The organism is Ruegeria sp. Alg231-54 (assembly GCF_900143525.1).
Classification (GTDB): Bacteria; Pseudomonadota; Alphaproteobacteria; order Rhodobacterales; family Rhodobacteraceae; genus Ruegeria.
Window position 1 is genome coordinate 1 of sequence record NZ_FREZ01000003.1, and the last position, 20,627, is coordinate 20,627.

Here is a 20,627-nt window from a genome sequence, read left to right on the forward strand (position 1 = left end):
TTCAAATAGGGTTTGACATAGGCTGCTGGCATGAGCCGAACGTCATGGCCAAACTTGCTCAGCTAGCCCCCCAGTGATGGGATGAACCGCAAGCCTCTGTCCCAACCACACAGCGCGGCAATGTCTCGAAAAAGGAGATCAGCTTCGCGCGTTTGATCTTCCTGTTGATGATCCGACGCCCCATGGCCGAAACACAGTGCACTTGAAAACGTCCTTGGCCAAATCCAGGCCCACAGTCTTTACCGTCATTGGGTGGCTTCTTTCCTGGCAGTTAGTGACAACTGTACTTTCGCACGTTCGATACAGGTGGTGCAGGAACCATCCACCTCATCCGCTTTGTGCCGCAACTGATGAAAGATGCTCGGAGTGTAGCTCAGGCTAAACAGCAAATACGCAAAGCGTCCAGGATCGCGGCGTGCATATTGCGGCCTGCGATCGCGTCACCAATTCGGGCCAGATAGAACTGGCCATCCGGTTCTTCGCCCCTGAACGGGAATGAACCATTGATCAGCGCCTTGTGATCGACCTGCCCAAGGTTTCGCGAACCTGGCTTTTGATCGTGATAGAGCGCGTCCATCGGGGTCAGCCCATGCTCGACGACAACGTGGTCGACAAGACGTTTGGTGATATCACCGGTCAAGGTATGGCGCAGGCTGGCGCACACCCGGTTTCCCTCTTGGCTTAGAGCACGGAGTTCGTGGAGGCAGGTAAAGGTCACCCCGTTTGCTGCCAGATCGCGCAAAGCAACGGCAGAGGTCGTTGGGCCAAGGTCATGCAGAAGCGCACGGTCGGGGGTCACAAGTTCGACGCTGTGGCCGGAGCCTGCCAACGTGTCGGCCGTGACTGCCGCGGGATGGTCTCCGACCTCGTCGAACAACAGAACTTCGCCCGAGACACGTGCTTCTCCGGACAGAACCTCCCAGCTGGAGAGCGCCAGATCGCCGCCCGGAATGGATAATGGCTCGGGCCATCCGCCGGTAGCAACTATGACCAACTCCGGGAGTTCTCTTAGCACGTCACTGGCCTCGACATAGGTATTCATGCGGAGATCAACATCGAGGGCGGTCACCTCGGAAATCAACCAATCGGCAACACCCCATACCTGCCTACGTGTCCCCCCCTTGGCTGCCAAAACAAGCTGCCCGCCCAGTCGATCTGATGCCTCGAACAAAACCACATCGTGACCGCGCAAGGCACTGACCCGCGCCGCCTCTAGCCCGCCAGGCCCGCCACCGACGACAACCACCTTCCTTCGTGTGCGGCTGGCAGGAATAACATGGGGTAAAGTTTGCTCCCTCCCGGTGGCGGCATTGTGTCCGCACACGGCGGGCTTGCCCTGATTGACCCGGTCTACGCAATACCCCAGGCCAACACAGATGCGGATACGTTTCTCTTCCCCGCGTGCCAGTTTTGCGACCAAATAAGGATCAGCCATTTGGGCGCGCGTCATGCCCACAAGATCGACATGACCGCCGGTAACCGCGTGTCTCGCCGTTGCAATGTCCGCGATGCCGCCTGCATGCAGGATCGGCAAGTTGACGGCTTCGCGAATGCACCCGGCCACAGTAATATGCGGGGTGGCTGGCAGACCCATTGGGCGCACCCATTCAGCAAGACCAAGGTCATCGTAGGGCGCCCCGACCAGGATGTTGAGCAGGTCGACATGGCCACTTTCTTCCAGCATCCGGGCGGCGGCAACGCAATCCCCGGCGCTAAGCCCGCCCTCAATCAACTCATCGCCGGTAATACGCATGGACAGTATAAACTTTGGACCGACCTCTGCGCGCACCGCATCCAAAACCTGCAGGGTCAGGCGCATGCGGTTTTTCAACGTTCCACCAAAGGCATCGTCGCGTTGGTTGGTAAGCGGAGAAAGAAACTGGCCCAGCAAATGCGAATGGGACAGAAGCTCGATACCGTCGAACCCGCCCTGCTGACAACGTCGCGCCGCAGCGGCAAAATCGCCGATCACTCGTTCAATGTCCTCTTGTTCCATTGCTTTGGGAAAGGCACGGTGCGCGCGTTCGCGCACGCCGGATGGCGCCAAAACCGGCAGCCAATGACCGTCATCCCAAGCGGTTCGACGCCCCATATGGGTGATCTGGCACATGACCGCTGCCCCGTGCATGTGAACGCCATCGGTGAGCTTCCGGAACCACGGAATGATACTGTCATTGCCAGCATAGAGCTGGCCAAAAACCGAAGGGCTGTCAGGGGCAATATTGGTTGACCCGCCGATCATGGTCAGGGCTACACCCCCCTTGGCCTTCTCTTCGTGATACAGCCTGTATCGGTCTCGAGGGTGACCGTCTTCGACATAGTTGGGTGCATGAGATGTACTGACGATGCGGTTGCGCAGCGTCAGGTGCTTGAGCTGAAACGGATCAAGTAGTTTCGCCATGATCAACTCCCTTCGGTAACGACACATAGCCCCGGGGTCGGGCTCGTTTGCCAGCTTCTGTGTGACTGACGTTCGCTGGTAAAGTTATGCTACTTGGGAAGTACGGGGAGAGAGTTCACTGTTTCCGACACTGATCCACAAAATGACGACCAGACCAAGAAATGCAATTGCTGTAACTTCTTCGGACAAGGTGGGTAGCGGACGCTCGCCTCACGATCCACGAACGGCAGGTCTGGGCCTGTCACGTCGCAGCCTGGGGCATTTGTGCTTCGGTTGCTGTGCGGAAGTTGAGCCTCCGCTCCAATACGCAGATTCTTACCGGAACCAGTCAAGTTCCAGTCATGTGATGAAAAGGTTCTTGGGCATAGTGGCCTGCGGGGGTTGGTGTTTCCGTTTCTTTGACCCGCGTTGAAACACGCTTGTTGAGAACTGTGATCCTAGGAAGTATTTTGACTGGAATGCGAACAAAAGGGGAATGTACATGATCCGAACAACTGCAATGGCTCCTCTCGGCATCCGCGGCATACGCAATTGTCGGGTTGTATTGCGAAGCCTCTGATTGATCAGGCGCAGTTGTTGGTGTCGGATTGGGAACTATTCCTGGTCTCGCTGTCGTTAATGCGACCATTCATGCAAACGGCAAACACTAGAGCCTAACAGAGGCCGATGGGGCGATACCAATCATCGTAGCGCAGAGGGCCGATGTGGATTTGCGCACAATATTCGACGTCGCTGATCCCGAATACAGCCGGAACGTTACCTCGGTTCGATTGACAACAGCCGTCGAAGGTGACGAACCCGTCACCGCGGTCACGCTCACGTTACCAGAAATCGGTGCCCTCCCGCTGGTTTGCGAAGGGCCGTATGGGTCCAGTGTGGATAAAAAGAAGTGAGCTTAGCTCGCTTGACGTCGGGGGCACCAGCTGGACAAACGCGAAGAAGTGGACCGTTTTCGAAACGCGGACCTGACATCGGAAAAGTCTTCCGAGGGTCACCTGGGGAGATGCTAAAGTGAGCGGACACTTCTAGAACTGCATGAGCGATACCGGGCCAGATGAGAAATCCCCCTCCCGCAAAGTTTGCTTATAGAGGAGACTGAAGACCTCTGGGAGCAGCTACATTCACTTTTGCAAGACCATCACTATTTCAAGCCGCTGATTGAGCGTCTGCAGCCGGTTCCGAAGCCGGCGAAAGCCTTTACTGACGAGATATGGGAATAAAACCCTCGCAGCAACAACGACAGCGGTTTTGCGAAAGTCACTTTCGGCCCAATATAAGCATTGATCGCTGAATGCAGATGCTGCGGTGGCGTCCCGATCTCCGGGCATTTTCAACAAAAGCGCATGCAATTCATTGGCCTCTGATCCCGCCGAGCCACGCACTTGTCGCTTCAAGCCCTTTGCGCAAGACAGAAAACATATGCTCAATTTCACTTTCACTAATGATTAGGGGCGGTGAAAGAACACACATGTTGATCACAGGTCGAACAAGTAGTCCACGTTTCTGGCATTCGATATCGATCTGACCGCCAATTTCGTAGTCGCATTCCAGGTCGCTCTGGTGATCACCATCGACTGAGCATTGAACGCATCCCATCAACCCCATGCCGCGCACATCCGCAACGATATCAATCTGACGCAGCTTCTGTAGCTGATCCTGAAAAATCGGAGCGACCTTTCGAACGTGTTCGAGAAGCTGTTCCCGTTCAATAATTTCCATACTTTTCAGACCAGCGGCCGCGCTGACCGGGTGGCCAGAATAGGTGTAGCCATTTGAGAAGGTAGCATCTTTCCCTGCAACATCGGCGATCAATCTATCCGAGATAATCGCGGCGCCCATCGGTGCATACCCAGATGTCATTCCTTTGGCACAGGTGATTATGTCTGGCTGAATGCCAAAAACTTCCTCAGACGAAAACCAATAGCCCAATCGCCCGAAAGCCGTCACTACTTCGTCGGAAATGTATAGAACATCATACTTCCTGCAGATGTTTAGGCAGCTTTCGTGATATCCTTTTGGCGGCACGATCACGCCGCCAGAAGCCAGAACCGGTTCGGCGATAAACGCGGCAACATTTTCTGGGCCCAGCGTCGCAATGGCGTTTTCCAGGTCCGAAACTTTCTCTTTCAGAAATCTCTCTTCGCTTTGACCTGACGCACGATAAAGCGGATTCACGTCTGGCAGGAAATGTGCGAGGTCATCCGCCTTGTCGAGCCAAAGCCTGTCACGCTCTTTTCCACTGATGCTGGCCGCCAGATAAGTGCTTCCATGATAAGCTTTTTGCCTTGAAATGATTTTCTTTTTCTTGGGGCGTCCCAAGAGGTTGTTGCGGAAATGAACAAACCGGATGGCCGTATCAACCGCAGTGGAACCGCCGGTGGTAAAAAAGACATTGTTCAAGTCGCCCGGCGCACGTTTGGCGATTTCGCGTGCGAACCGCGCAGCAGTCGAGTTGGAGTTGTTAAAGGGCGAGAAATAAGCAAGGTTTCGAGCCTGCTCAGCCATGGCCTCGGCCATTTCCTCTCGCCCGTAACCGATCTGGGTGCACCACATGCCTCCCGGTCCGTCGATCAGGCGTTCGCCTTTTTCGTTCATGACATGGATGCCGCTGGCACCTTCAATAAATGTCCGGTCGTTTTCGCCCAAAGTTGCCATCCCTTCCCACGGGTGCAGGAAGTGGTCGTTATCCCAGTGCTTGGCGTTAGAGTTATCCACGGCGGGCCATGCTTTCTGCGCTCATCACAATTGGAAACTCTTCGCGCACCTGAGCGTCTGAAGCGCCGAAGTAGTTGGGGAAATGGCTGTCGAGAATGGAATTGGCCTTGTCACGGGCGCGGTCCAACAGATCAGTTTTGCCTTCGTTTTCCCATGTATCTGTACGCTCACGATCCATGAGCCGCGGGTAGACAAATTCGGTGTTCATATAGTTCAGCGTGTGTGGGTTGCCGAGGAAGTGACCAGGATCAATGGCACACTGGTGGATCACGTCCACCGCCATGGTTTCATCTGTGACCTCAATCCCGCGCAACGATCGCAGGATCATACCACCCGCTTCGTCATCGATAACCATGCTTTCAAAACTGCATCCCATCAGGCTGCCGATCATACCGCCAAACTCGCACAGACGATTGGCACCGGCATGGGCGGCAAGCGTGAAGGTCAGCGCCTTTTCTAACCCGTATTGCGCGTCGGGTATTTTGGCATCGGTCATGCCTGCACCAACTGATGTGGGCAGGCCATAGAAATTGCCCATCTGAATGGCTGCTGCCCCGATGAGAGCCTGTTCGCCGCTGCCGCCGGTGAACGACCCGCTGCGTAGGTCAGTGATGAAGGGCCAGGCGGCAAAGCAGACCGGACAGCCCGGGTTGATGAGGTTTACAATGGCAACGCAGGCCAGCGTTTCGGCCACGGTTTGTACCAGCGTTCCCGCAAGCGTCGCAGGGGCTGTGGCCCCGGCCTGAGGAGGCACAGCCAGATCGACCGTCAGGCCCAACTTGGCAGTATCAATCAGGATTTCCATATTTTCCTTGCCGATCCGCAAGGGGGAAACCATTGGGCAGCCGCCAAAAATGACGCTTGGCTTTTTCATGAAAGCGCCTTCACCACCCTGCGCTAAGTCAAACATGCGGATGGCATGCGGGATATGGCTGCGGTCGCGAAAGGTCAGACAGGCAGGTTTTTGGCTACCTGCGAGCATTGCATATATGGTGTTCATGTCGTGAGCGAAATCATCGGTCACATCGGTGGCCAAAACCGTGTCGCCCAGCATATGGATGTTGTCCAAACAGTCCACCAGACGGGTGAAGTCATAGACGTCGCGCAGGACCGAAGGGCGATAAGTTTTGGTCTCGGAATCGAAGGTGGTGACGGCAGTGCCAGAGTTGGCGAAGTAAACGCTTTCTGCCGAGCAATGCATGTCGTCTTTGCCTTCACGCTCTCCGCGGGCATAGACGTAAAATTCCTTGGCAGCACCAGCAAGGATGTCGTCCATCAGGGCGCGTGGGAAGCACAGCCGATTGAGGTTATTCATCACCGCGCCCTTGGGCAGCACCAGATCAAGCAATTCCGGAAAATGGTTGGTAACGCCTGTGTTTTCCAGAACGGTCAGGGCCGCTTGGTGGATGTTCTCCATATCTGTTTGGGTCAACGGCTTATAGCGTCCGCCGCTTAAGCCTCCACGCACGGCCTCGTTGCCCGTGGTCGCCTGTTGCACCTTTATGCGCGCGGCGCGCCCACCACCACCGCGACGGCGTGATTTTACCTCAGCCATTACCGGCCATCCTTTGTTCTGGTTCCTGACTGATCAGGGCGAAATAGAAATCGTAAAAATCCTGGATCGAGGTTTCCATTTCGCCCAAGGGCCCCGGTTGGAAGTATTGAGAATTCACACCGGACTGGTTGTGGCGAATGATGCGTTCGTCATCCAAAGATGTGACATGCCAAAGCCAGGTCAGGTCTTCCTTGTCGTAATCCTGGCCTTCTTCGGCGTCAGCGCGAACCAGCCAGACCACCTGAATGTCGGTTTCCTGCAGACCACGTGGAACAAAGCGGTAACCCACCATGTGATCCGAATAAATCAGGAACCAATTCAATGGACCAATATCAAAGTCAGTTGCGCCACCGTCGAAGCCTTTCAGCGTTCCAAGCAATGGCGCAAGCGCCTCGCCCGATTTGCTGCCGGTTTTGTAACCTTGGTAAAGCGGGTAGCGCCGATAGTACCCGCTGGTGAATGGGGTGGGCGCAGCCTCGCCAACAAGCGCCAATTCATCAGGCGTCAGCCCGACTTCTACAGCCCTTGCATTTAGCGGCTCGACCAAGCCAGCCATGTCTTGTGGCGATTTCAGGCTATGAGAGCGAGAGTATTCTTTGTGTGCTGGTCCGCAGTGGTAGCATTCAAGATAGTTCTCAACCGCCAGTTTCCAATTCGCTGGAACCGGAAATGACGCCGTATGCGCAATTTTCAAATCGTTTAAACCATAGGGTTCGACGAGTGGCGAAAGTTGGCTGAGGACAGGATCGAGCGATGGCGTGTTTGCATCGGCACAGACAAAAATCAGACCTTTGAAGACACTCACCTGAACGGGGAATAGCCCGAATTTGGATGGGTCAAAGTGTTCCCCCATGTTGTGGCCCGCACGAAGTTTTCCCGAAAGCTCATATGTCCAAGCGTGATACGGGCAAACAAGAACACGGGCGTTGCCGGACTGTTCAGTGCAAACGCGAGAACCCCTATGGCGACAGACGTTCAAATGAGCGCGAACTTCGCCTTCACGGTCGCGAACAATAATGATGCTCTCCGGGCCATAATCGAACAGAAAATAGTCTCCGGGGTTTGGGATTTGACTGACATGCCCTGCCCAAAGCCAGTTACGGTTCCAAACCTGGGCAATGTCATAGTTATAGATGTCTTGCGAGGTATAGAATTCACGCGGCAGCGCGTGGCCGTACTGGTGCGAGGCCATCAAAGCATCTAACTCAAACGGTCGGCTGTTCATCACGTCTCCTCCAAATCGATTATCTCGCGGCGAAACCAATCCTTGTCCGCTTCTGCCTTTGGGCGTTCAAAATCGCGTGCCGCGCGGTGACCTGTGAAGACTGCGTCCACGATCAACCCCGGAGACGCGGCATCGCCAATAAGTTCGAGGGTTTTCAAACCGATCCCGTGCAAGCTGTCATAAAGCGCTGTTTCTCGATGGCGTTCGGTAACCAGAATTGTCGAGGCACACGGAATATCCATTTCGCGACCGGTAAAGGCACACCCGATGCGCGCGATGTCACCTTCAACCGCCGTCAGCACCTGATTGCAGCGAATGTCGATACCAAGCTCGATCAGGCGGGCCTGAATACGAGGCTGCTCCAAAGTATTGACGGCGTAAGTTGAAACTAAACTCTCTGGCGTGACGAAGACCACCTGGTATCCGGCGGTCGCCAGTTTTTCAGCGATTACCCCTGCCAGATAGATATGGTCATCATCATAGATCATCACCGGTCCATCCGGGGGCAGAATGCCATTCATGATGTCATCAGGCGTCAGCACATTTGCGATTTGCTCGATCTGAGGCACTTGGCGCTGTGTGCTACGGCCGATGCCGTCGGTGCGCCAATGGCTGCCGGTCGCGACAAAGACGTGTTCGACGCCAAGCTCTGCTACCTGATCGCCATCAAGTCTGCTGTCAGTGAACAATTGGACGTTGTTGCGCTGTTTCAGATCACTCAGCCGATAGTCGACAACGCGCGACCAGGCCGCGAGGCCGGGTAGCTTGCTTTCCTTGGCAACACGTCCACCAAATTCAGCTGAGGCTTCGGCCAAGGTCACCTGGTATCCTCGCCTTGCCAATTGCGTGGCGCATTCAAGACCGGCAGGGCCACCGCCAATAACCAAAGTATCCGCGTTGCTCTTTTTCGGCGCGATGATCTCGGGGTGCCAACCGCGGCGCCATTCCTCGCCCATGGTCGGGTTTTGGGTGCAGCGGATCGGGATGCCCAGATTGTCAGATGAGACGCAGATATTACAGCCGATGCATTCGCGGATTTCGTCAATGCGGCCGTCTTCAATCTTTTTGGGAATGAATGGGTCCGCGATGGAAGGTCGCGCCGCTCCGATAAGGTCGACAATTCCCTTCTTGACCATCGACAGCATCATATCGGGGGACGTCAGGCGACCGACACCAACCACAGGTTTCCGTGTGATCTGTTTGACGTGCGACAGAAATGCGTTCTGATAGCCATCCTCCGGTTGAAAGCGGGTTGTGGCACTGTCGTTGGACCAGTCGGCAACGTTCACATCCCATAGGTCAGGAAGATCGGCCAAAAGCTCGACCACGGCACGGCCTTCTTCTGAAGCCTGCATGCCGTCAGCGCCCACCATCTCATCAATGGCAAAACGGAGCGCCACAGCGCAGCTGTCACCTACAGCTTCGTGGGTATCTTCCAGCAGTTCGCGTGTCAGGCGCACGCGATTTTCAAGCGACCCGCCATATTCATCACTACGCTGGTTCATATGCGGCAGCATGAAATGTTGCGCCAAAGTCATGTTGTGTCCGGCATAGACGTAAATGATGTCAAATCCGGCATCTTTCGCGCGCAGGGCGGCCTCGCGGTGCCAGCGGCGGAACTCGCGAATATCAGCTTTATCCATGGCCTGCGCCTGCTTGGGATGCGTCGTATCGACGGACATCTCAGAAGGTGCAAGAACCGGAGCCCGGGTCAGCAGGTTCTGCGCATGGTTGCCATTGTGCACCAGCTGGATAGCTGCCAGCGCACCATGCGCATGTACCGCATCCGTCATCAGCCGCAATGCGGGAACATCGCGCCCGTCCCATAGCCGCCCCTCGGCGTAAGGAGACAGGTCTGAGGTTGGGTGAATCTCGGTCTCCTGATTGGAAACCACCGCCCACCCGCCTTCGGCCTTCATCCCACGAACGGCGGCATCCGCCCGCGGTCGGACATGCCCCAGCCCGGTGCAATGTGGCACCTGATAAAAGCGATTTCTGGCTGTGACTGGTCCAATCTGAACCGGTTCAAAAAGCAGAGCATATGGGTTCGCGTTCGACATGTTCACGCGTTTTCCTATTTCTGGGATCCGGAGCCGTAAGGCCCCGGAAAAGTGGTTGTGTTAGAAGCCGGCTTTGATCCGTTCAAATTCTGCCAGCATTTTCGCCTCAAGCTCGGGATTCACCGCATCAAAGAACAAACTGCCTTCGAAGAAGCTTTTAGGGTCAGCAAAACCATAGGCTTCGATGTTGGCCTGATCGGCAACTTCGAACGCTTTTGCGTTGGAATGTGGGTAGCCCCAGTTGTCGATGATGTACTGCCCGCTGGCAGGGTCAGTGAGCGCGTTCAACAGATCATAGACCTGATCGACCGGAGTCGTGGAAGACTTCAGATGCACGTAACCGCACGCCCAAGTCGCGATGCCCTTTTCGACATCACGCATCATCGCGGCAGGCACTTCGTTCCAGATCAGGTTCAGTTCTGACTGGTTCCAGGCCCAACCCAATTCGATCTCACCGCTGGTCATGGCCTGATCAAATTGACCCGCATCGGACCAGTAAAAGCGCATGTTCGGGTGGATCGAGCGCAGGAAATCAGATGCTTCCTTGAACTGCTCGTCGCTCAGATTGGTGTAATCGTCGGCGTTTCCAGTGGCCAGCGCAGCCAGGGCGTACGCAGATGACGCGGCATCCGGGACGGCGATCTTGCCTGCATAAGCCGGGTCCGCCAGCATTTGCAGCGAGATATCGTCGCCTGAGATTTTGTCGGTGCGATAGATAAGGCCCGTGTTCCCCCACTCGAACGGCAACATGTAAAGCTTGCCGTCTAGGACGATGGCGTCGACTTCCTTGATCTCGGGCAGAACATCGGCCCAGTTGGTCAGTTTGCTTTCATCCAGCGGCTGGATCAGGTCGGCTGCGACCCATTTCCGGACCGCGTCAGAACAAGGATGCGCCAGATCAGCCGTGAAACCCGAACTCAGTTTCGTAAAGGCTTCTTCCTGACTTCCGAAATAGGAATAGCTTGGTGCCTCATTCCCGTATTTTTCCATGTAGCTGGCAAAGAATCCGGGATCTTCATATCCCGACCAGTCAAAAACCGTCAGATCGGCGCCACCTGCGATGGCACTTCCCGTACTTATCGCCGTCGCACATGCGAAGGCCGCAATTCCCTGTAGTCTCATTTTATCCTCCCACTATTTTATTCTATGTCTGTACCTAGATCGATCACGCTTGCCCCCTGAAGCCCCAGCCAAACTGCGTCGCCGCGTTTGAAATCGACCGTGTGAAAATAGTTTGGAACTGAGACCGAGATTGGTTTTTCAGCTCCCGCCACCTGAATGTGGTAGTGAATGTTCTCGCCATAGAAGGCGACATTGCTGACAGTGCCTTGAACCGTTGATGGGTAGTCTTCGGGCTTTTCAGCAGCGATTTCCAATTGTTCCGGGCGAATACCGATGTTCATGTCTTTAGAACTGGTCGCAACGTTGGGATTTCTCTCAATCTCAATCCGCCCGAAGGCGGCTGCATCGATAGACAACATATTGCCGGTTTCGCCCAATAACTTGGAAGGCAGTATGTTCATCTCTCCGATGAAACTGGCCACTTGCTGATCACAAGGACGGGCGTAAAGCGTGGTTGGTGTATCCACCTGCTTGAGCCGTCCATTGAACATCACGCCAATACGATCGGACATGGTCATCGCCTCATATTGGTCATGGGTGACCATCACAAAGGTGATGCCAAGCGATTGCTGGAGATTGCGCATTTCAAACTGCATCTGTTCGCGCAGCTTCTTGTCGAGCGCCGACAAGGGCTCATCCAGCAACAATACTTTGGGTCGCATGATCAACGCGCGGGCGAGCGCCACCCTTTGCCGCTGCCCACCCGACAACTCACTTGCGCCGCGATCCTGAAGACCGCCCAGCTCGACCATTTCCAGGGCCTCGGCTACGCGCTGTTCGATTTCGGCCTTGGGCGCCTTGCCCCGCAAGCCATAGGCCACGTTGTTCCCGACGTTCAGGTGCGGGAAGATCGCGTAGCTCTGAAAGACCATGTTCGTTGGACGGTTGTTGGCAGGCACACCTTCCATATCTTGACCGTCGATCAGCACGGTGCCCTTGGTCGGTTCCTGGAAGCCCGCAATCATCCGCAATACCGTGGTCTTGCCGCATCCCGATGGGCCGAGGAGTGAGAAAAACTCGCCCTCTTTGAGATCGAGATTGATCCCGCTGGCCGCCAGGAATGTGCCATAGCGTTTCTCGACGCCCCTGAGTTCTATGATGTTATTGACTGTCATTGGACCTCTGATGCGGATGAGCGGCGGCGGAAATACTCGGCCAGCACCAGAAGCAAAACCGAGGTGAGCAGCAGGATAGAGCCCAAAGCCAAAACGTTTGGAAGCTTGGCGGGGAAACGGATCTGGCTCCAGATATAGACCGGCAGGGTTGGCTGGTTGCCTGACAGGAAAAAGGCGAGGACGAACTCATCGAAGCTGACCGTAAAAGTGACCAGCATGCTGGCTACAATACCGGGGGAAACGACCGGCAGCGTCACGCGGCGGAAGGTTTCGAACACGCCGACGCCCAGATCGTAAGATGCCTCTTCCAGCGACCCGTCAAAGTCATCAAACGCGGACTTCAAGATCGAAACGGAAAATGGCAACGCTAGGAACGTATGGCCCAGAACAACGGTCAGCAAAGACGGCTTGAGACTGAGAAACAGAAACAGGACCAGCATTGACGAGGCCACGATAATGCCAGGAATAACCAAAGGCAGCATTACCAGACCTTCAGCGGCACGCTGACCCCGAAAACGGTATCGAACAAAGGCGCGCGCAGCGAACAGCCCCATGGCGGTGGATAGAAGTGCGACGACCGTGCCAACACCAAGCGAATTCCAAAGGGCCTGGATCAACGTATCCTGTTCGCCCAGCTTCCGATACCAGTCCAGCGTCCAGCCCTTGATCGGAAAGGCAACGATTGTTCCGCTGTTGAACGAGAACAAAGGTAGGAAAAGAACCGGCAGGTACAGAAAAACCAAATACAGGAAAGCATAGGCTGTCAGGGTCGAGGGACGCTTCATCTGATCCTCCTCCCAATCTGGGTGGCGGTAATGACAAACACGATGGCGACGAAACCGACTGACAGCATCGCGATCAGCGAAAGTGTGGCGCCGAGCGGCCAGTTGTTGGCGGCCCCGAACTGCACCTGAATAAGATTGGCAATCATCTTCCCGTCCGATCCGCCGACCAGCGCTGGGGTCACGTAGTCACCGACAGTCGGAATGAAGATGATCAGGCAAGCCGCAATGATCCCTGGGATGGTCAACGGCAGCGTCACCCGCATGAAGCGTTGCAAAGGACTGTTGCCGAGGTCTGTGGCAGCCTCCAAAAGGCTTGGATCGATCTTCTGCAACGAGACATAGATCGGCAGGATCGCAAAAGGTGCCCACGCATGAGCAAGCGTCAGCACGACAGCGAATTCGTTGTACAGCAGGAAGTCGAGCGGTTCGTCTATCAGACCAAGCATCATCAGTGCAGAATTCATCACCCCGTTGAACCCAAGGATGAGTTTCCAGGCAAATACGCGCAGCAGATAGCTGGACCAGAACGGAATGGTGATGAGCAGAAGCCAGATAGTCTTTTTCCGGGCCTTCATCGCGATGAAGTACGCGATGGGATAGGCCAGTGCGACAGTGACTACCGTAACTGCTCCGGCAATCCAGATCGACCTTAGCATTAAGTGTCGAACCAGCGGATCGGCAAACGCGTCGCTATAGTTTTTCAGCGTCGGTGTCTTGTCGAGCGTAACGTAGGTTTGGGTCCAGAACGAATAGGCGATCAGGATCACCAAAGGCGCCGCCACCAGAAACCCCACGTATGCCGTGGCTGGTGCGCTTAGGGTATAACCCCGGGACGCTTCGCTACGAAAAATCACCCTATCTCCCATCTCGGTATTTACGAGTCTCTAATGGACGATCGTCCATTTAATGTTGCGCCAGAAAGGCCTTTCGTGTCAATCTTCCTGTGAGCCACCCATATGAGAAGACCCTAAGCTGATGGAATCATTGAATAGAGTGAAAGATCCAAAAGGGAGAAAGCGTAGCTCGAAGCGCGATCCAGAGGCCAATAGGCAGCTTTTGATCAAGGCGACTTTGGACACGATTGCTGATATCGGAGTTACCGACACCTCGGTCAGTCGCATCTGCGAGCGCTCAGGTCTGTCGCGCGGAATGATCCATTTGCATTTTGGGGGGAAGGACAATTTGCTGACCGCAGCGGCCCAGCATTTCAGTACTGAGTATTATGCCGAGATGGACAGAATGACCGATCTGGGCTCGGATGCATCGCCCGAAGACCGAGTGATGGCTGTGATTGAGGCTGATCTGTCTGAAGCTTTATTGAATCCACGAAGTACAAAAATCTGGCATGCATTCCGAGGCATCGCGAGCTCACACCGAGGTATTGCCCGATACAGCAGCACTCAGGATCCCAAACTTGTCGAAACTTTGCGTCGTGCGTTCACGGAGATAGCCCAACAAAACGGACATGATCCGAACTTGGTGAATGATGCCACCAGCGGAACGTTGGCCTTACTGGAAGGTATGTGGGTAAATTACCTTACCGATATGCAAGTTTTTTCGCGACGACGCTCTGCTGAACTTATTCGAAGATTCTTAGCCGGACTTTTTCCCGGCAAATTCATTCTATGAGGCTTAGCGACGCTCGAAATTGATGTAGAGACAAAGCCCCTACTTGGAAAGCCGACAACTGGTACTGGTGAGACCCCTTGCCACTAAACGGCATCCACCCCGCATTTGAAGAAACTCGACGTCCGCAGTGCGCTGGAGAAAGATTGCATTTGCACCTGAGGCGAATGGCAAGAAATTGGGTTTGGGTGTACCTAGGTCAAGTGCGCCAATCCCAAAATGCACCACGAAGTGAAATTTATTTCGCGAACTGATAATTTTCCATGAGAATGTTGACGACCCTTTCGTCACACCTCTAGAAACCAATTGTGCAAAAAAAACCAAATGGCGAAATTTCTTGCATAGTGGTGCTGGAGGAGCAACGCATCGCGATAGCAAGTGCATTCCGATGGGAGGAAATTCATGAACTTTTCGAAAGCAAACAACATTATCGCGTCCGCTGCTTTGGCGGTGGCTGGCATCACAGCCACCTCAGCGCAGGCCGAGGGCATAGTGTGCGAGCCGGGTGAGACTTATGTTATGAACGTCATGGTCTCGGGTCATCCCTATTGGGTACCAGTCTATCAGGGCTTCAAACAGGCAGCCGAAGCCTTTGGATGCGAGACCGTGTTCTCGGGCACGCCAGACTATGACATCACCAAGCAGATCGCCTCTTTCGAGCAGGATCTGGTGAAATCGCCTGCTGGAGTTCTGCTGCACCCGATGCAGTCCGACCCTTTCATCGAGCCAATCAACCGAGCCATCGATAACGGCACTGAAATCGTGACCTTTGCTGCAGACAGCCCAAATTCTAAACGTACCGGATACATTACGTCAGACAACCATGCCGAGGCCAAGTTTGCCGCGGAAGAGATTGTGAAACAGGTGGGTGACAGCGCCGAGTATGCGGTTCTGGAAAACCCGGGTCAGTCGAACCATGACCTGCGCGTGACTTCCTTGATCGCGTATATGGAGGATAACTATCCGAACATGAAACTGGTTGGGCGTCAGGCCACAAACCAGGACAGCAACGCAGCCTATCGCGCGACTGCATCGATCATTCAGGCCAACCCGAATGTTGCCGCGATCTGGATCCCCGAAGCCGGCTCGGCGGAAGGCGCGGTTGCCGCCAAACTTGAAGCGGAATCTAATATTCTGATCATGCATGCGGATGTGACGCCGACCACGCTGGAGCATATCCGTGCCGGCAATATCCACATGTCTCTGAACCCCAATCAGGGTGTGCAAGGCTTCATGGGTTTCATGGCGGTGCACCTGGCGAACCGGGCAGACGTTTTTGATCCTTTCAACGACTGGAAGACCAGCGGCTTCAACCCGGTTCAGATCCCGTTCATGGACAATGGCTTTGCAGTCATCACCAAGGACAATGCCGACAGCTTTGATCTGAATGTCTACATGGACGGACGCGATCCGGCCTGATCGGAGCACCCCCTCCGACAAACCGCCCGCGCAATTCCAATTGAGTTCGCGGGCGGTTCTCTACCCGAACCAATACAAGTCCCCGAAACGGTGGTGCTATGCAAGATGACGTGATCCTTCGGATATCGAACCTCAGCAAGTCCTTTGGCCCGGTCAAAGCATTGCGCGGGATTGATTTTGAACTTCGCAAGGGGGAAATCCACGCCATTGCAGGGGAAAACGGCGCAGGCAAGTCGACCTTGATGAACGTGATCGATGGGATATTGCAACCTGACAACGGCGAAATCGTGTTGGACGGCGACCCGGTCAAAATCTCGTCACCCACAATGGCGCAACAGCTAGGTATTGGTTTTGTCCATCAGGAAATTGCCCTGTGTCCTGATGTGTCGGTGGCCGAAAACATCTTTATGGCCAAGACCAATGTCAGCCGGTCCTGGCTGATGGACTATCGAAAACTGGAACGCGATGCCGTCGATGTGTTTCGGCAGCTCAGCGATATTGATCCGTCGGTCCTAGTGAAACACCTTTCGATCTCGAACCAGCAACTGGTCGAGATCGCCAAAGCCCTGACGCTGGAATGCCGCATTTTGATCCTTGATGAGCCGACAGCCGCACTCACGGAAGCCGAAGCCCAAACCTTGTTCGGGATCATGCGCAAACTGGCGGATCAGGGGATTTCGATCATCTATATTTCGCACCGGTTGGTCGAGATATTCGACAATTGCGACCGGGTTTCGGTGTTCCGGGACGGGCAGCATATCGTCACGCAAAACGTTGCCGAAATTCAACCCAGCGATGTGGTCAACGCCATGGTCGGACGGGTGCTCGACAATCTCTATCCCCAAAAGCAAGAAGCGCCGTCAGACGAAGTGATCCTTGACGTGCGCAACCTGACCGAAGCAACGCGATTTCGCGATGTCTCATTCACGCTGAACAAGGGTGAAATTCTGGGCGTCGCTGGTCTGATCGGGGCGGGCCGCAGTGAGATCGTCAAGGGTATCTGCCAGCTTGAGGGGGATGTCACGGGTGAGGTCTGGCTGAACGGTGAAAAGCTTAAACTGCGGAATTATCAAGACAGTATCTCGCATGGGATGGTGTATCTATCCGAGGACCGCAAGGGGGTTGGCGTGTTCCTCGATCTTCCGATTGCCGCCAATATTTCCGCTCTGAATCTGGAGCATGTGGCTAATGGGATTGGCCTGATTCAATCCGGTACGGAAGAGGCACAAGCCAAGGCGTTGGGACACAAGCTGAACCTGAAATGCGGATCGCTGAGCGATCCGGTGTCGTCCCTGTCGGGGGGCAATCAGCAAAAGGTAGCGCTGGCCAAAATGCTGTCAGTGAACCCGCGCCTGATTTTTTTCGACGAACCGACCCGCGGGGTCGATGTGGGCGCGAAATCCGAGATTCACCGCATTCTGCGCGAACTAGCGACCGAAGGCGTGGGGATCGTCGTGATTTCCTCAGAGTTGCCCGAACTGATTGGTGTCTGTGACCGCGTGCTGGTGGTGCGCGAAGGGCGCATCAGCGGGCAGGTCACCGGCGATGAGATGACAGAAGTAAACATCATGCACCTAGCCTCGGTCATGGACGCACAGGGCTCGGTAGCATGAGCGGAGACACGAAAATGGACAACACTGTAAATCTGACCCCGGCGGGATCATCCGACAGCGCACCGCTGCTAAAGCGCATGTTGCGTATGCGTGAGACGGGGCTGATCGTCATTATCCTGGGTTTGTTTGTGATTATGTCATTCGCGTCGCCCTACTTTCTGACCTGGGCCAATATGCGTGCGATGTCCATGGCCTTTGCGGTCGATGGTCTGCTGGTAATTGGGATGACGATCCTGCTGATTTCCGGAGGGATCGATCTGTCGGTTGGATCGGTCACCGCGCTTGCGATGGTGATCGCGGGATGGCTCTTTCTCAGCGGGATAGATCCGTGGGTGGCCTCGGCCATGGCAATAGCCCTGTGTACGGCCATTGGTGCATTTATGGGGTTCTTTGTCACCCGTGTCGGCCTGCACCACTTCATCGTCTCACTCGCCATCATGGTGATTGCACGAGGTGCCTGTTTGTTGTTCACCGGAGGGCGACCGCTGGGCCTGTATACCCTTCCTACGGAATTCAAGTTCATCGGGCAGGGGTCCATCGGGCCGATACCGATTGTGATTGTGATATTTTTGGTATTCGTCATCGCCTTTGATTTCATGCTGCGGCGCACGACCATGTTCCGCAAGGTGTTCTATACCGGCAGCAACGAAAAGGCCGCCGCCTATTCGGGCATTCGCACCAAAAAGGTGATCTTTCTGACCACGACCTTGTGTTCGACGCTCTGCGGTGTGGCCGGCATCATTTACATGGCGCGGTTCGGATCGGCACAGCCCACATTCGGGTTGGGACTTGAACTGACTATCATCGCCGCTGCGGTCATTGGTGGGGCCAGTTTGAATGGCGGTTCGGGGTCGATCCTGGGTGCGATCCTCGGCGTGATCCTTCTGTCACTTGTTTCCAGCTCGTTGGCGCTGCTGGATGTGTCGGTCTACTGGCAGGACATTATTCGCGGCTCGATCCTTCTGGCAGCGGTCACCATCGACCATTACCTAAACAAGAGGCGCGGGTGATGTTGGACAAGAAGAAAGACTTTGAACTGATCCGCCAGATCCATACCGTCTTGGTGCTGCATTATTTGGAAGGGCAGAAACAGGCCGATGTCGCGCGGGCGCTGAATCTATCGAACTCGAAGGTCAATCGCCTGATCACGCAGGGCCGCAAGATGGGCATGGTCAAGATCGACGTGGAAAGCCCGTTTGAAACACTGATGGGCATAGAGCGTGATCTTACCCGGTCGACGAGCCTGACTGAGGCCATCGTAACCCCATCGGTCGCAGGAAGTGCCGAGACGACCTTGCAACAGGTCGGGCGTGCCGCGGCAAATCATCTGGTCGAAACCCTGCGGGATGGTGACGTTATCGCGATCACCGGAGGAAAAGCCATCAGCGCAACGGTTGCGGCGCTGGAAGTTGAACGCGCATTTGATGTGACAGTAGTGCCTCTGACCGGTGGCATTCAGGGCAAGTATTATACCGACGTGAACCATCTTGCGACGCAGATGGCCGAGCGTTTGGGCGGCAAGACCATGTTGCTGCACGCGCCGCTATTTGCTGAAAGCCGCGACCAGCGCGATATGCTGGAACAGGTGTCCTCCATCCGTGAAGTTTTGGATATCGCCCGCCGCGCCAATGTCGCGTTGGTGGGGATCGGTTCGATCGAACCTGAAGGTTCCAGCCATTACGATCTGCATCCGGTGCCCGAGGCCGACCGTAAGATGCTGGTGGGAATGGGCGTGATCGGAGAGTTTCTGGCCCATCTTATCCAAACCGACGGCTCGGTGTCGAACTATGCGCTGAATTCTCGATTGGTTTCGGTGGCTCCAAACGATCTGGCGCAATGTGCGCGGGTAATAGGTGTCAGCACCGGGGCGGAAAAGGTTTTGCCAATCAAGGCGGTGCTGAACGGCAAGTTTCTCAACTCGCTGATCCTAGACGAAGACACAGCGACCGCAGTCATACAGGAAATGGAAGGAACATGAGGATGTCGCATGACATGCTGACACGCGAAATCGGTGCGTCGGGGATCCAAGCCTCGGTCATCGGGCTGGGCACATGGGCTATCGGTGGCTGGATGTGGGGCGGTACGGATGAAGCCAAATCCATCGCGGCGATTCAGGCTTCGGTTGATGCGGGAGTGACCCTGATCGACACGGCTCCGGCATACGGGCAAGGCGTGGCCGAGGATATCGTGGGCAAAGCCCTTAAGGGGCGTCGCGAAAAGGTTGTTCTGGCGACTAAATGCGGGCTGGTCTGGCATACACAGAAGGGCAACCATTTCTTCGACTATGACGGAAAACCGGTGCATCGTTATCTGGGCAAGGATGCGATCATCCATGAGGTCGAGCAAAGCCTGACCCGTCTGGGCACCGATTACATCGATCATTACATCACCCATTGGCAGGACCCGACGACACCCATCGCCGAGACGATGGAAGCGCTGGATACTTTGAAACAGCAGGGAAAAATCCGTTCCATAGGCGCCAGCAACACCTCGGTCGATGAGGTGAAGGCCTATGTTGCTGCCGGCCAACTGGATGCCATTCAGGAAGAATACTCGATGGTCAAGCGCGACATCGAAGGCACGTTGTTGCCGGTTTGTCGTGAGAATGGCGTGTCAGTGCTCAGCTATTCCTCGCTGGCGCTGGGTCTGCTCAGCGGCAAGATCGGGCCGGATCGCGAATTCACGGGTGACGATCAGCGCAATGACAATCCACGCTTTTCTATGGCGAACCGTCAAAAAATAGCGAACCTGATGGCTGCCATCGCTCCAATTGCAAAGATGCACGGCGCAACTTTGGCGCAGACCGTGATCGCATGGACGGTTCAGCAACCCGGTATCACCTTTTCGCTGTGTGGGGCACGTGATGCCGCGCAGGCGGTGGAGAACGCGAAGGCGGGGCAATTGCGCCTTACCGAGGCCGAGATTTCCCAGATCAACACGCAAGCCCAGGCTCATTTGAGCAATTTGGACAGCTAAGCCTCAACGCCCGGT

Annotated in this window: 16 protein-coding genes; 7 read left to right on the forward strand and 9 right to left on the reverse strand. The window is 55.2% G+C overall.

Features of this window, described 5'->3' with window-relative positions; all coding sequences use genetic code 11:
* Positions 1–373: 373 nt before the first annotated feature.
* Positions 374–2,401 carry an NADH:flavin oxidoreductase gene (locus DHN12_RS06880; protein ID WP_108859520.1) on the reverse strand — a complete coding sequence of 676 codons (2,028 nt, stop codon included), beginning with the start codon at positions 2,399–2,401 and terminating at the stop codon, positions 374–376.
* Positions 2,402–3,105: 704 nt separating this feature from the next.
* Between DHN12_RS06880 and DHN12_RS24745 the strand changes: the two genes are divergently transcribed.
* Complete coding sequence (locus DHN12_RS24745; protein WP_108859521.1) at positions 3,106–3,294, forward strand: hypothetical protein; 189 nt, start codon at positions 3,106–3,108, stop codon at positions 3,292–3,294.
* 457 nt (positions 3,295–3,751) lie between these two features.
* On the opposite strand, the gene DHN12_RS06890 is transcribed toward DHN12_RS24745, so the two are convergent.
* Genes DHN12_RS06890 through DHN12_RS06925 form a run of 8 tightly spaced genes read right to left on the reverse strand, consistent with a single transcriptional unit; the run spans position 3,752 to position 13,844 of the window.
* Complete coding sequence (locus DHN12_RS06890; RefSeq protein WP_108859522.1) at positions 3,752–5,116, reverse strand: aminotransferase; 1,365 nt, start codon at positions 5,114–5,116, stop codon at positions 3,752–3,754.
* Entirely contained in the window at positions 5,109–6,671 is a 1,563-nt protein-coding gene (locus tag DHN12_RS06895) for a trimethylamine methyltransferase family protein (protein WP_108859523.1), read from the reverse strand. Before DHN12_RS06895 ends, DHN12_RS06890 begins: the two co-directional genes overlap by 8 nt.
* Entirely contained in the window at positions 6,664–7,896 is a 1,233-nt protein-coding gene (locus DHN12_RS06900; protein ID WP_108859524.1) for an SRPBCC family protein, read from the reverse strand. Before DHN12_RS06900 ends, DHN12_RS06895 begins: the two co-directional genes overlap by 8 nt.
* Positions 7,896–9,956 (reverse strand): FAD-dependent oxidoreductase, encoded by a 2,061-nt coding sequence (locus DHN12_RS06905; RefSeq protein ID WP_108859525.1) that lies wholly within the window; start codon positions 9,954–9,956, stop codon positions 7,896–7,898. Before DHN12_RS06905 ends, DHN12_RS06900 begins: the two co-directional genes overlap by 1 nt.
* Before the next feature lie 60 nt (positions 9,957–10,016).
* Complete coding sequence (locus DHN12_RS06910) at positions 10,017–11,078, reverse strand: PotD/PotF family extracellular solute-binding protein (protein ID WP_108859526.1); 1,062 nt, start codon at positions 11,076–11,078, stop codon at positions 10,017–10,019.
* A 17-nt stretch (positions 11,079–11,095) separates the two neighbouring features.
* The gene (locus DHN12_RS06915) at positions 11,096–12,193 is read right to left on the reverse strand and encodes an ABC transporter ATP-binding protein (RefSeq protein ID WP_108859527.1); all 1,098 of its coding nucleotides are present in this window, start codon (positions 12,191–12,193) and stop codon (positions 11,096–11,098) included.
* Positions 12,190–12,978 (reverse strand): ABC transporter permease, encoded by a 789-nt coding sequence (locus tag DHN12_RS06920; protein ID WP_108859528.1) that lies wholly within the window; start codon positions 12,976–12,978, stop codon positions 12,190–12,192. Before DHN12_RS06920 ends, DHN12_RS06915 begins: the two co-directional genes overlap by 4 nt.
* Positions 12,975–13,844 (reverse strand): ABC transporter permease, encoded by an 870-nt coding sequence (locus DHN12_RS06925; protein WP_108859529.1) that lies wholly within the window; start codon positions 13,842–13,844, stop codon positions 12,975–12,977. The genes DHN12_RS06920 and DHN12_RS06925 overlap by 4 nt, the downstream gene beginning before the upstream one ends.
* Before the next feature lie 127 nt (positions 13,845–13,971).
* Here DHN12_RS06925 and DHN12_RS06930 point away from each other — a divergent pair, with 127 nt between their 5' ends.
* From DHN12_RS06930 to DHN12_RS06955, 6 genes are all read left to right on the forward strand, one after another.
* Positions 13,972–14,607, forward strand: a complete 636-nt coding sequence (locus DHN12_RS06930; RefSeq protein ID WP_234416572.1) for a TetR/AcrR family transcriptional regulator — start codon at positions 13,972–13,974, stop codon at positions 14,605–14,607.
* 399 nt (positions 14,608–15,006) lie between these two features.
* Complete coding sequence (locus tag DHN12_RS06935) at positions 15,007–16,023, forward strand: substrate-binding domain-containing protein (RefSeq protein WP_108859531.1); 1,017 nt, start codon at positions 15,007–15,009, stop codon at positions 16,021–16,023.
* 98 nt (positions 16,024–16,121) lie between these two features.
* Positions 16,122–17,636 carry a sugar ABC transporter ATP-binding protein gene (locus DHN12_RS06940; RefSeq protein WP_108859532.1) on the forward strand — a complete coding sequence of 505 codons (1,515 nt, stop codon included), beginning with the start codon at positions 16,122–16,124 and terminating at the stop codon, positions 17,634–17,636.
* A 14-nt stretch (positions 17,637–17,650) separates the two neighbouring features.
* Complete coding sequence (locus tag DHN12_RS06945) at positions 17,651–18,646, forward strand: ABC transporter permease (protein ID WP_108859533.1); 996 nt, start codon at positions 17,651–17,653, stop codon at positions 18,644–18,646.
* A complete protein-coding gene (locus DHN12_RS06950) occupies positions 18,646–19,614 on the forward strand; it encodes a sugar-binding transcriptional regulator (protein ID WP_108859534.1) in 969 nt (322 codons plus the stop codon). Before DHN12_RS06945 ends, DHN12_RS06950 begins: the two co-directional genes overlap by 1 nt.
* A gap of 2 nt (positions 19,615–19,616) precedes the next feature.
* A complete protein-coding gene (locus tag DHN12_RS06955; RefSeq protein WP_108859535.1) occupies positions 19,617–20,612 on the forward strand; it encodes an aldo/keto reductase in 996 nt (331 codons plus the stop codon).
* Positions 20,613–20,627: the final 15 nt, after the last annotated feature.

Bases quoted from the DNA above. Each gene is read 5' to 3' on its own strand.
- DHN12_RS06880 (WP_108859520.1), bottom strand. From the start codon at position 2,401: ATGGCGAAACTACTTGATCCGTTTCAGCTCAAGCACCTGACGCTGCGC.
- DHN12_RS06895 (WP_108859523.1), bottom strand. From the start codon at position 6,671: ATGGCTGAGGTAAAATCACGCCGTCGCGGTGGTGGTGGGCGCGCCGCG.
- DHN12_RS06900 (WP_108859524.1), bottom strand. From the start codon at position 7,896: ATGAACAGCCGACCGTTTGAGTTAGATGCTTTGATGGCCTCGCACCAG.
- DHN12_RS06905 (WP_108859525.1), bottom strand. From the start codon at position 9,956: ATGTCGAACGCGAACCCATATGCTCTGCTTTTTGAACCGGTTCAGATT.
- DHN12_RS06910 (WP_108859526.1), bottom strand. From the start codon at position 11,078: ATGAGACTACAGGGAATTGCGGCCTTCGCATGTGCGACGGCGATAAGT.
- DHN12_RS06915 (WP_108859527.1), bottom strand. From the start codon at position 12,193: ATGACAGTCAATAACATCATAGAACTCAGGGGCGTCGAGAAACGCTAT.
- DHN12_RS06920 (WP_108859528.1), bottom strand. From the start codon at position 12,978: ATGAAGCGTCCCTCGACCCTGACAGCCTATGCTTTCCTGTATTTGGTT.
- DHN12_RS06925 (WP_108859529.1), bottom strand. From the start codon at position 13,844: ATGGGAGATAGGGTGATTTTTCGTAGCGAAGCGTCCCGGGGTTATACC.
- DHN12_RS06935 (WP_108859531.1), top strand. From the start codon at position 15,007: ATGAACTTTTCGAAAGCAAACAACATTATCGCGTCCGCTGCTTTGGCG.
- DHN12_RS06940 (WP_108859532.1), top strand. From the start codon at position 16,122: ATGCAAGATGACGTGATCCTTCGGATATCGAACCTCAGCAAGTCCTTT.
- DHN12_RS06945 (WP_108859533.1), top strand. From the start codon at position 17,651: ATGGACAACACTGTAAATCTGACCCCGGCGGGATCATCCGACAGCGCA.
- DHN12_RS06950 (WP_108859534.1), top strand. From the start codon at position 18,646: ATGTTGGACAAGAAGAAAGACTTTGAACTGATCCGCCAGATCCATACC.
- DHN12_RS06955 (WP_108859535.1), top strand. From the start codon at position 19,617: ATGTCGCATGACATGCTGACACGCGAAATCGGTGCGTCGGGGATCCAA.